Raw genomic sequence first — 11,820 nt, forward strand, 5'->3', positions numbered from 1 at the left:
CCTATTCCGCCGGCGCAGGGACCGGGCGCGGCCCGGAGCGGCGCCGCAGGCGGTCGATCAGCAGGTAGATCACTGGCGTGGTGTAGAGCGTCAGGATCTGCGAGACGAACAGGCCGCCGATGATGGTGATGCCGAGCGGTCGCCGCAGCTCGGTGCCGGGACCGGTGGCGACCACCAGCGGAATGCCGGCGAACAGCGCCGCCATGGTCGTCATCAGGATAGGCCGGAAGCGCGCCTGGCAGGCCTCGAAGATCGCCTCCGCCGAGGACAGGCCGCGCTGGCGTTCGGCATCGAGCGCGAAGTCGACCATCATGATGCCGTTCTTCTTGACGATGCCGATCAAGAGGATGATGCCGACAAAGGCGATCACCGTCAGCGGTGTGTTGGTGACCTGCAGGGCCAGCAGCGCGCCGAGGCCGGCCGAGGGCAGCGTCGAGATGATGGTGAGCGGATGGGCGAGGCTCTCATAGAGCACCCCGAGCACGATATACATCGCCACCAGCGCGCCGAGGATCAAGAGCGGCTGGCGGCCGCTGGTCCTGGCGAAATCGCCGGCATTGCCATCAAAGCTGCCGCGGATGCCTTCGGGCATGTGCAGCTCCTCGACCGCCCGCTGGATGTTTTGCGTGGCGGCCTGCAGCGGCACGTCCGGCAGCAGGTTGAACGACACCGTGGTCGAGGGGAACGACTGCGAATGATAGACCGCGAGCGCGGCCAGCCCGCGCGTCGCGCGCACGACCGCCGACAGCGGCACCTGCGTATCGCCGGCGCCGGCGACGTAGATGCGATCGAGGTTTGACGGATCGACCTGGAATTTCGGGTCGATCTCCAGCACCGTCATGTACTGGTTGCGCTGGGTGTAGATGATCGAGATCTGCCGCTGCGAGAAGGCGTTGTTGAGGGCGTTGTCGATGTCCTGGACGCGGACGCCGAGCGCCGAGGCCTTCTGGCGGTCGATCGACAAGGTCAGTTGAAGCCCGCCGGGATCGCGGTCGCTCGAGATGTCGGTGATGCCTTCGACGCTCTCCATGCGCTTGGCGACGATCGGCGCCCATTTCTGCAACAGGTCGAGGTCGGTCGAGGAGAGCGTGTACTGGTAGTCGGAATCGCTCTGCCGTCCGCCGGCGCGCACGTCCTGGGCGGCGAACATGAAGAGGCGGATGCCGGGCACCGGATACAACGCACGCCGGAGCCGGTCGATCACCACCTGCGTCGAGACGTGGTCGCGCTCCTCCGGCGGCTTCAGGCTGATGAACATGGTGCCGCGGTTCGAGGTCGCCGCCCCCGGGCCCCCGCCTCCGCTGCCGACGGTCGAGCCGATGCCGGCCACGGCCGGATCCTGCATCACGATGTCGGCGAGGCGCTGCTGCAGGCCGAGCATCGACTGGAACGAGATGTCGGCCGAGGCGCGCGTCGCGCCGATGACGAAGCCGGAATCATCGGTCGGAAAGTAACCCTTGGGAACCTTGATGTAGAGCGTCACCGTGAGACCGATGGTGGCGAAGAACACCAGCAGCGTCAGCATCGGATATTCCAGCACGGTCCGTAAGGACCGCGCGTAGAAGGCGACGATGCGCGACAGCGAGCCCTCGATGATCCGGTCGAACAGCGTCGCGGTGCCGGAGGTGGTCTGCCGGATGTAATGCGCGCAGATCATCGGCGTCACCGTCAGCGACACCAGCGTCGAGACCAGGATCGCGAAGGTCAGCGTCAGCGAGAATTCGCGCAAAAGCCGGCCGACGATGCCGTCCATGAAGATCAGCGGCGTGAACGCCGCGATCAGCGACAGGCTGATCGAGACCACGGTGAAGCCGATTTGCTTTGCCCCCTCCTGGGCTGCCTGGAACGGCCGCATGCCGTGCTCGAGGTTGCGGAACATGTTCTCGATCATGACGATGGCATCGTCGACCACGAAGCCGACGGAGATGGCGAGCGCCATCAGCGACAGATTGTCGATCGAGAAGCCCGCGACCCACATGCCCGCACAGGTGCCGGCCAGCGCCAGCGGCACCGAGATGCCGGCCGCGATCGTCGGCGTCAGCCGCCGCAGGAACACGAACACGACGACCATCACCAGGAACGCAGTCGCCAGCAGGGTCCATTGCATGTCCAGCACGCTGGCGCGGATCGTACCGGTGCGGTCGACCAGGGTCGAGATCTCGACGCCAGCCGGAATCCACTGCTTCAGCTGGGGGATCAGCGCCTTCACCCGGTCGACGGTGTCGATGACGTTGGCATCGCCCTGCTTGGTGATCTGGATCAGCACCGCCGGCTGCTTGTTGAACCAGGCGATCGAGCGGGCGTTGCGGACGGAATCCTCGATGTCGGCGACGTCGGAAAGCCGGACGAAATTGCCGTTCGAGCTCTTGATGACGATGTCGCGGAATTCCTTTGCCGTGCGCATCTGCTTGTTCAGCGACAGCGTCTCGCTCTGGCGTTCGCCGTTGAAGATGCCGACGGGGCCGAGCGGATTGGCGTTGATGATCGCAGTCCGGACGTCGTCGGTGGCAATGCCGGCATTCGACAGCGCCACAGGATTGAGCTGCACGCGCACCGCCGGCTGGTCGGCGCCTGAGACCGTCACGTCGCCCACACCCGGGACCTGGGAGATGCGCTGCGCCAGCACCGTATCGGCGACGTCGTAGATCGCGCTCGCCGACAGTGTCTTCGAGGTCAGTGCCAGCACGAAGACAGGCGCGCCGGCCGTATTCGCTTTCCGGAAGCGCGGCAGGGTCGGCAGATCGCTCGGCAGGTCAACCAGCGAGGCGTTGATGGCCGCCTGCACGTCGCGCGCGGCCTTGTCGATGTTGCGGCCGATGTCGAACTGGAGCTGGATATTGGAAACGCCGAGCGAGCTCGTCGAGGTGATCTGGTTGATGCCCGATATCTCACCTAACCGCCGCTCCAGCGGCGAGGCTACAGTCGCCGCCATCACGGAAGGATCGGCGCCTGGCCGGCTGGCCGAGACGAAGATGGCGGGGAAGTCGACGTTCGGGACCGAGGCGACGGGCAGGAACTCGTAGGCGACGACACCCAGCAGGAACAACCCGATCGACAGCAAGGTGGTCGCGACCGGGCGGCGGATGAACGGCTCCGAGATCGATGCCATCACTGCATCCCCTCGGTCGCGCCGGCGACCGGCGGGCCGCCGGATTCGGCCGGCGGCAGCGCCTGTTCGAGGCGGCGGTTGATGCGGTCGAGCGCGAGATAGATCACGGGGGTGGTGTAGAGCGTCAGCAGCTGGCTCAGCAGCAGGCCGCCGATGATGGAGATGCCGAGCGGAAAGCGCAGCTCGGCGCCGGTGCCGCTCTCGATCGCCAGCGGCAGCGCGCCGAACAGCGCCGCCAGCGTCGTCATCATGATCGGGCGGAAGCGCAAGAGACACGCCTGCACGATCGCCTCGTTGGGCGACATCCCCTGCCCGCGCTCGGCCTCGAGCGCGAAGTCGATCATCATGATCGCGTTCTTCTTGACGATGCCCATCAACAGGATGATGCCGATCAGGCCGATGACGGAGAGGTCCTGCCCGCACAGCACCAGCGCCAGGATGGCGCCGACGCCGGCCGAGGGCAGCGTCGACAGGATCGTGATCGGGTGGATGTAGCTCTCATAGAGCACGCCCAGCACGATGTAGATCGTGATGACCGCAGCAAGCAGCAGCCAGGGCTGTCCCGCGAGCGCCTTGGCGAATTCGGCGGCGTCGCCCGCATAGACGCCGACGATGCTGTTGGGCATGCCGATCCGGGTCTCGATCGTCTTCACGGCTTCGACGGCATCGCCGAGGGCCGCGCCCGGTGCGAGGTTGAAGCTGAGCGAGATCGACGGGAATTGCGCCTGGTGCGAGATCGCGAGCGGCGCCGTGGTCCGCTTCAGCGTCGCCACGGCCGACAGCGGCACCTGGGCGCTCGGCGCGCCGACGATCGTGCTCGCCGCACCCGGCAGATAGAGCTTTGACAGGATCGAGGGATCGCGCTGATACATCGGCAGCGCCTCCAGCACCACGCGGTACTGGTTGGCCTGGCCGTAGATGGTCGATATCTGCCGCTGCGCAAAGGCGTCGTTCAGCGTATCGGTGATGGCCTGGAGGCTGACACCGAGCTGTCCGGCCCGAGTGCGGTCGACATCGAGCTGTGCCCGCAGGCCGCCTTCCTGCGCCTCCGAGGAGACGTCGCGGAACAAGGGATCGCGCCGCATCTCCGCAACCAGCTTGCGCGCCCATTCCGAGACCAGCGCCGCATCGGTGCCGGTCAGCGTGTACTGGTATTGCGAGCGGCTCGACTGGGTCGAGATCTGCACGTCCTGCACCGGCTGGAAATAGACGGTCATGCCGGGGATGCCCGACACCCGCTCCTTCAGCCGGGTCACGACCACGCCGACATCGTCGCGCCGCTCGCCGCGCGGCTTCAGGGTCATGACGAGCCGGCCGACATTGGTGGTCGGGTTGACCGAGCCTGCGCCGATCACCGAGACCACGCCGACCACGTCAGGATCGGCCTTGATGGCGTCGGCCGCCTCGGCCTGCCGCTTCTGCATCTCAGCGAACGAGACGTCGGGTCCCGCCTCCGTCACCGCCGTGATCGAGGCGGTGTCCTGGAGCGGCAGGAAGCCCTTTGGCGCGACGACGTAGAGAACGAGGGTTGCAATCAGCGTTACGATGGTCACGACCAGCGTGAGGCGCTGGTGTTGCAGAACCACAAGCAGCGTGCGGTGGTAGAACTCGACGGTGCGGTCGATGAAACGGCTGATGGCGGCAAGGCCCGGTACCGCCAGTTCCTCATGGGCGTGTTTCAGCAGCCGCGAGCACATCATCGGCGTCAGCGTCAGCGAGACCACGGCGGAGGTCACGACCGCAATGGTCAGCGTCAGCGCGAATTCGCGGAACATGCGCCCGACGAGGCCCGACATGAACAGCAGCGGGATGAACACCGCGATCAGCGACACCGTCAGCGAGATCACCGTGAAGCCGATTTCGCTGGCGCCCTTGAGCGAGGCTTCCATCGGCCCGTCGCCGTTCTCCATGTGACGGACGATGTTCTCGATCATGACGATGGCGTCGTCGACCACGAAGCCGGTGCCGATTGTCAGCGCCATCAGCGACAGATTGTCGAGGCTGAAGCCGGCAAAGTACATGATGCCGAAGCTGGTGATCAGCGACAGCGGCAGCGCGACGCCCGCGATCAGCGTGGCCCTGAGCGAGCGCAGGAACAGCAGCACCACCAGGGTCACCAGCACCACGCTGAGGATCAGCGTGAACTGCACGTCGCGCACCGAGGCGCGGATGGTGACGGTGCGGTCGGAGACGATGGTGAGGTTGACGCCGGCCGGAATGGCGCGCTGGACCTTCGGGATCTCGGCGCGGATCTGGCTGACGACGTCGATGACGTTGGCGCCCGGCTGGCGCTGGATGTCGATGATGACGGCCGGCGTGCCCTGGTACCAGCCGCCGGTGCGGTCGTTCTCGAGGCCGTCGACGATCTGCGCGACGTCGGCGATCGTGACCGGCGAGCCGTTGCGGTAGGCAATGATAACGGGCTTGTAGGCCTCGGCCGCGGCGATCTGGTCGTTGGCGGCGATGATGTAGGATTGCTGCGCGCCGTCGAGCGAGCCCTTCGGCCCTGATACGTTGGCATTGGCGATCGCGGTGCGCAGATCTTCCATGGCGATGCCGTAGGCCGCGAGCCGCGCAAGATCGGCCTGGATGCGCACGGCCGGCTTCAGCCCGCCGAGCACGGAGACGCGCCCCACCCCTGAAATCTGGCTCAAGCGTTGCGCCAGAATGGTGTCGGCGATGTCGCTCATCACCCGCAACGATATCGTGTCCGAGCGCAGCGCCAGCGTCATGACCGGCGCATCGGCCGGGTTCACCTTGGCGTAGGTCGGCGGGTAAGGCAGCGTCTTGGGCAGCACGCCGGCAGCCGCGTTGATCGCGGCCTGGACGTCCTGCGTGGCGCCGTCGATATCGCGGTTGAGGTCGAACTGCAGCGAGATCTGGCTGACGCCGTACGAGCTCGTCGAGTTCATCGCCGACAGCGACGGGATCTGGCCGAGCTGCCGCTCCAGCGGCGCCGTGATCAGCGAGGCGATCACGTCGGGGCTCGCGCCCGGCAGCTGCGTCGTCACCTGCACGGTCGGGAAGTCGACCTGCGGCAGCGCCGAGACCGGCAGCGAGAAATAGCCGAGCAGCCCGCCGATCAGTAGCGCGATACCGAGCAGCGAGGTCGCGATGGGCCGGCGGATGAAAGGTTCGGAGACTCCCATGGATTACGCCTGCCGCCTAGGCGGCTGTTGTCGGGATCATGGCTGCTTGGCTCCAGATCCCGATGCCCCAGGCCCCGGTGCCGGACCGGTCTGTCCTTTCTGGTCGCCTTCGCTGCTGTTTCGCTTGGCGCGGAACTCGCCGTCCTTACCTTGCGAATCCTTCTGGCCTTCCTTGACGCCATCCTTCTTCTGGGCGTCCGGTCCGCGCGAGCGCTTGCGCGGGGCGAGATCAGCCGACGGGGTCTGGTCGTCGCGGCCGACGATCACCTTGGAGCCGTCGGACAGATTGGCAAAGCCCGTGGTGACGACCTTGTCGTTCGCCGACAGGCCGCTGGCAATGACGGCGTCATGCTCGTTCTGCTGGGTCACGGTCACGGGCTTGGCGGAGACGATATTGTCCTCGCCGATGACATAGCTGAAGGTGCCGATCGGGCCGCGCTGCACGGCAGAGGTCGGCACCACCAGCGCCTGCGTCAAGGTCTCGACCTTGAGGCGGACATTGACGAACTGACCCGGCCAGAGCTGGTAATTGGCGTTGGGGAATTCCGCCTTGAGCCTGAGCGTGCCGGTCGTTTGATCGACTTGGTTGTCGATGCCGGTCAGCTTGCCGGTGTCGATCACGGTGACGCCGTCATTGCCGAACACGTCGACCGCAAGCGTGCCTTTTGCCGCAGCCGCGTTGACCCGCATGATCTGCTGCTGCGGCAGGCTGAACCACACCGCGATCGGCTGCAATTGCGTGATCACCACGAGGCCGGTGGTGTCGGCGGCGTGGATGATGTTGCCCTGGTCGACCTGGCGCAGGCCGGCGCGGCCCGAGAGCGGCGCCACGATCTTGGTGTAGCTGAGCGTCGCCGCCGCATTGTCGATCGCAGCCTGGTCGGCCTTGACCAGCGCCTCGGTCTGCGCGACCAGCGCGCGCTGGGTGTCGGCCTGCTGCTTGGAGCCGGCATTGGAGGCGGCGAGCTGCTCGTAGCGCGTAAGGTCGATGCGCTGGTTGGCGAGCTGGGCCAGATCCTGCGCCTTCTTGGCGACCGCCTGATCGTACGTCGCCTGGTAGAGCGCCGGATCGATCTCGCCGAGCACGTCGCCCTTCTTGACGTCCTGGCCTTCGGTGAAGTTGACCGCGATCAGCTTGCCGTCGACCTGCGAGCGCACGGTCACGGTGTTGAGCGCGCGGATCGCGCCGACGCCGTCGAGATAGACCGGCACGTCCTGGATGCGCGGGGTCGCTGCCAGCACGGGCACCGGCAGATCAGGCCGCTGGTTGCGGTTGTTCGCCTGCTGCTGGTGCATGACGGTCCAGCCGATGTAACCAAGGCCGCCGAGGATCGCGAGCGTGATCAGGGTCATGACGAAGCCGCGGCCGCGCGACCTGGTCGCCTTGCCCTCCTTCGCGTCTTGCTTGGTATCCGGCTTAAAGAGCATTGACCGGTTTCTCCATTCGCGGCTCCCAGCCGCCGCCGAGCGCCTGATACAGGCTGACGATGGCGAGAAGCCGTGCGAGTTGGGCCTGCCACAACGCGTCTTCGGCCTGAAATAGTGTCTGCTGGACGTTCAGCACGGTCACGATGTCGGCCGTGCCGGCGCGCAATTGCTGCTCGGCGAGATCGAAGGCGCGCTTCGACGAGGTAACGACATCGCGCTGCAATTGTAGCTTGATCGTGGTCTGCTTGATCGAATACAGCGCGTTGTCGACGTCGGCAAACGACTGGATGATGGTCTTGCGGTAGGTCTGGAGCAACTCGTCCTGCCGCGCCTTGGCGAATTCGAAATTGCCGAGGATTTTGCCGCCGTCGAAGATCGGCTGCGTGGCGCTGCCGACGAGCTGGAAGAAGGCCGCATGCGGCTGGAACAGCGAGACCAGCGCCGAGCTCTGATAGCCGCCATTGCCGGTGAGCTGGATGGTCGGGAAGAACTGCGCGCGGGCATTGCCGATGTTCGCGGTCGCTGAGGCGAGCTGCGCTTCCTGCCGGCGAATGTCCGGCCGCTGCGTCAGGATCTCCGACGGCAGGCCGGGCGTGACGCGCGGGATCGCGATGCTGTTCAGCGAACCACCGGCGACGCGCACGCTTTCCGGCGGGCGAGACACCAGCACGGCGAGCGCATTTCGGTTCTGGTCCAGCGTCTGCCGCAGCGGCGGCACCAGCGCCTTCTGGTTCGCGAGCACGCTTTCCTGCTGGGCGACATCGAGGTCGGTCCCGGTGCCGGCCTTGCGGCGCTCGCGGATCGCATCGAGGATGCGCTGCGCGCTGGCGATGTTGCTCTGGGCGGTACGCAGGCGGTCCTGCGAGGCCAGCACCTGGAAATAGGCGTTGGCGACGCCGGCGAGCGTCGTCAGGGCGACGACGTCACGATCGAAACGGTTGGCATTCGCCGTCTCTTCCGCCGTCTGCAGCGCATCGCGGTTCTGGCCCCAGAAATCGAGCTGGTAGCTCGCGCTGAGCGAAGCCTGATAGTTGACGACCTCACGGCCGCCATTGGTGAGCCCCGAGGCCGAGGAGCCGGAGGTGCGCGAATAGGTTTCTTGGCCGGTGCCAGACAGACTCGGCAACAACGCCGCGCCGGCCTGCCGCGCCTGGGCGTCAGCCTGGACGATGCGCGCGACGGCGGCAGCGATATCGAGATTGACGGTCTGCGCCTCCTCCATCAGCTGCGTCAGCTCGGCGGAACGGAAGCCCCGCCACCAGTCCAGCGATGGCGGCGCATCGCCCTTCCCGGCATATTTGTACTGCGTGGGAACATCGAGCGCGGGATCCGGAAGATCCTGCGTCAGCACGCATGCTCCAGAACTTGCGGCGAGGCACGCGACAGCAAGCCAGCGCGCTGCACGGCGCGTCCGGGACGCAGACCCTAGAGACCGCCAGACGGCGATCACCGGAACAAGCTGTGTCACATCCACCCCCCGCCGGGCAGATCAAGCCGCCACCGCGAAGCCGGATTAACCGATTCGCGGCCGGACGGTCGGGGGGCTTTTGGCAACTCGTTCACAGCTGATGCTTTCTGCGGAACCTTGAGCTTCATACTAGCCGGGCGGGGAACAGCGGGACAGTCCCGCAGATGCGAGATGGCTGGCCCCGCGCCTTCCCAACGCGATCAAGCAAATACAAAATATGCCTGTCTTGCAGAGACTTTTCGACTTTTCACAGCATCGGAAAGAGCGTTCAAGCTTACCAAGATTTCATGTGATATTGGCGCCACACCCAATGGGACTGGCTTGATCCGGCTGCATCGGTCAGCAACGAGCTGCACCCGGCCCTCAGCTCCGTCTCAAGCAGCAGCCGGCCACTCGCGCGAGACCGCCGGCGATCGAGCAAGAAAACCCGGCCACCGCGGCTTCATGTCCGCGTTCCGCATGTTCAGGAACCGCGTGCGGCCAAGCCGCTTGCACCCAATCACGGTCCGGCTCGCACGCGATAGAGATTGGCTATCAGAGCTGCTTGCGACGACTGATCTCTCCCATCCCCCGACGGTCACCGGGCATATTCGTTCCGCCGATATCCGGGATCGCATCCCGGCATCATTCGCGCGGTTCTTTGCGCGGGATTATCGCCGCTCCGCGAGCCGCGTCGGGACTTTCGCCGCAGCGCAAAAGCCTTCCCCTTTGGCCTCCCAGGCACTAGGTTCTGGCCAATCAGATCAACCCTTTGCCAGTGATTTCCCCCGACATGACCTTTCGAACCAACGTTGTCGAAGCCATCGGCAACACCCCGCTGATCAAGCTCAAGCGCGCCTCGGAATTGACCGGCTGCACCATCCTGGGCAAGGCGGAGTTCATGAATCCCGGCCAGTCGGTGAAGGATCGGGCCGGCAAATGGATGATCCTGGAGGCGGAGAAGCGCGGTGAGCTCAAGCCCGGCGGCCTCGTGGTGGAAGCGACCGCCGGCAACACCGGCATTGGCCTGGCGGTCGTCGCCAGCGCCCGCGGCTACCGCACGCTGATCGTGATCCCGGAGACCCAAAGCCAGGAGAAGAAGGACTTCCTGAAGCTGTGCGGCGCCGAGCTGATCGAGGTCCCGGCCCTTCCATTCGCCAATCCCAACAATTACCAGCATGTCGGCCGCAGGCTCGCTGACGAGTTGCGCAAGACCGAGCCGAACGGCGTGCTGTTCGCCGACCAGTGGAACAACCTCGACAACGCCAAGGCGCATTACGAGTCGACAGGACCCGAGATCTGGGAGCAGACCGGCGGCAAGATCGACGGCTTCATCTGCTCGGTCGGCACGGGCGGCACGCTGGCCGGCACCAGCCGCTATCTCAAGGAGAAGCACCCCGGCATCGTCAACGCCTGCGCGGATCCGCAAGGGTTTGCGATGTACGAGCTGTTCAAGAACGGCCAGGCCAAATCGACCCCGGGCGACTCCATCACCGAGGGTATCGGCCTCGGCCGCGTCACGCCCGTGATCGAGACCGCCAAGGTCGACGATGCCTTCCTGATTCCGGACACCGAAGCCGTGTCGGTGATCTACGACCTGCTCCTGCACGAAGGCCTGTGCCTCGGCGGCTCCACCGGCATCAACATTGCGGGCGCGATGCGCCTCGCCAAGCAGCTCGGGCCGGGCAAGACCATCGTCACCGTGCTGTGCGATTCCGGCAGCCGCTATCAGTCCAAGCTGTTCAACGCGGATTTCATGCGCGCCAAGAACCTTCCGGTGCCGGAATGGCTGGAGAAGCGCAGCAACATCAAGCCGCCGTTCGTTTAGCTCTCGAGCTGCATCAACGCCAGGTCGGGCGCGACGCGCCCTGCGACACGCGCACCAGGCGCTCGTTCGTCAGTGACGGCGAGGCCGCGTGCGTGCGCGATTGGAAAGGTCCGGCATAAGAACCTTCACTGTCGGCGCTCGGCCAGAACGTCAGCGCGAGCATCAGCACGAGATTGACCAGCGCGCCGACGGCCGTGCCCTGGTGCTCCTGGCCGATCGCCCAGGCCTGAAACCGACCCGCAACGACGTGATCGACGACCATCAGCGCGATCCAGGCGGGGACCACACAGACCGGGTCCCAGCCGATGTCGCGGATGCGCATCGATTGCAGCGTGAAGGTGGCGGCTCCGAACAACACCATCGCAGCGATGATCGCCCGGTTCCTCACGAGCTCGTCCGGCCGGATCATGCCAGGCGAGGTGTCGCGGAGGACGGCCATCGCGATCGCAAAGCAGATCGCGGTCATCAGGACCGCAAGCGCGACCGTCGCCAGGAAGAAATGCAAGCGCCCGAGACGGGCATTGAAGCCGAACAGGAAACCGAGCATTGGCGCACCTTTTTGGCGCAATATGCGCAGCGATAGCTTTCGGAGCGGTGAAGCGGCGCGACCGCGCGGCGGTCCATGGTTTCCCGAGAACTAGTCGTCCGTGAAGAAGGACTAAGCCACTGATCGGGAATCTCGATTTGGGCTAAGGGGCATTTCCAGATTGCAAGGTTTTGATGCTTTGGGCGTCAGAACCTTGCGATTTGGTTTTCGTGGATTCCCTCGAAGCGGGAAGCATGATTCCTTGTCTGCATCGGAGGGAACGATGCGGCCGAAGAAGCACAAGACGACGGGATCGAACGATCTGTTCCGGGC

6 protein-coding genes are annotated in these 11,820 nt (G+C 65.5%); 1 reads left to right on the forward strand and 5 read right to left on the reverse strand.

The genetic code is table 11. The features are described from left to right. Nucleotide 1 precedes the first annotated feature (1 nt). Genes IQ16_RS20490 through IQ16_RS20505 form a run of 4 tightly spaced genes read right to left on the reverse strand, consistent with a single transcriptional unit; the run spans nucleotide 2 to nucleotide 9,160 of the window. A complete protein-coding gene (locus tag IQ16_RS20490; RefSeq protein WP_018641866.1) occupies nucleotides 2-3,109 on the reverse strand; it encodes an efflux RND transporter permease subunit in 3,108 nt (1,035 codons plus the stop codon). Continuing rightward, a complete protein-coding gene (locus tag IQ16_RS20495; RefSeq protein ID WP_018641865.1) occupies nucleotides 3,109-6,258 on the reverse strand; it encodes an efflux RND transporter permease subunit in 3,150 nt (1,049 codons plus the stop codon). Before IQ16_RS20495 ends, IQ16_RS20490 begins: the two co-directional genes overlap by 1 nt. Nucleotides 6,259-6,294: 36 nt before the next feature. Further along, nucleotides 6,295-7,686 (reverse strand): efflux RND transporter periplasmic adaptor subunit, encoded by a 1,392-nt coding sequence (locus IQ16_RS20500; RefSeq protein WP_018641864.1) that lies wholly within the window; start codon nucleotides 7,684-7,686, stop codon nucleotides 6,295-6,297. Then, nucleotides 7,676-9,160 carry an efflux transporter outer membrane subunit gene (locus tag IQ16_RS20505; protein ID WP_018641863.1) on the reverse strand — a complete coding sequence of 495 codons (1,485 nt, stop codon included), beginning with the start codon at nucleotides 9,158-9,160 and terminating at the stop codon, nucleotides 7,676-7,678. The genes IQ16_RS20500 and IQ16_RS20505 overlap by 11 nt, the downstream gene beginning before the upstream one ends. 766 nt (nucleotides 9,161-9,926) lie before the next feature. On the opposite strand from IQ16_RS20505, the gene IQ16_RS20510 reads away from it, so the two are divergent. Beyond that, nucleotides 9,927-10,961 (forward strand): cysteine synthase A, encoded by a 1,035-nt coding sequence (locus IQ16_RS20510; protein WP_018641862.1) that lies wholly within the window; start codon nucleotides 9,927-9,929, stop codon nucleotides 10,959-10,961. 13 nt (nucleotides 10,962-10,974) lie between these two features. On the opposite strand, the gene IQ16_RS20515 is transcribed toward IQ16_RS20510, so the two are convergent. Continuing rightward, nucleotides 10,975-11,508: a DUF805 domain-containing protein gene (locus tag IQ16_RS20515; RefSeq protein ID WP_018641861.1), complete on the reverse strand. Its 534-nt coding sequence runs from the start codon at nucleotides 11,506-11,508 to the stop codon at nucleotides 10,975-10,977. Nucleotides 11,509-11,820 lie beyond the last annotated feature (312 nt).

This window comes from Bradyrhizobium huanghuaihaiense (assembly GCF_007830635.1).
Classification (GTDB): domain Bacteria; phylum Pseudomonadota; class Alphaproteobacteria; order Rhizobiales; family Xanthobacteraceae; genus Bradyrhizobium; species Bradyrhizobium huanghuaihaiense.

What these genes read in the sequence shown, in the direction of transcription:
- IQ16_RS20515 (WP_018641861.1), bottom strand. Translation starts at nt 11,508, where the DNA reads ATGCTCGGTTTCCTGTTCGGCTTCAATGCCCGTCTCGGGCGCTTGCAT.
- IQ16_RS20490 (WP_018641866.1), bottom strand. Translation starts at nt 3,109, where the DNA reads ATGGCATCGATCTCGGAGCCGTTCATCCGCCGCCCGGTCGCGACCACC.
- IQ16_RS20495 (WP_018641865.1), bottom strand. Translation starts at nt 6,258, where the DNA reads ATGGGAGTCTCCGAACCTTTCATCCGCCGGCCCATCGCGACCTCGCTG.
- IQ16_RS20510 (WP_018641862.1), top strand. Translation starts at nt 9,927, where the DNA reads ATGACCTTTCGAACCAACGTTGTCGAAGCCATCGGCAACACCCCGCTG.
- IQ16_RS20500 (WP_018641864.1), bottom strand. Translation starts at nt 7,686, where the DNA reads ATGCTCTTTAAGCCGGATACCAAGCAAGACGCGAAGGAGGGCAAGGCG.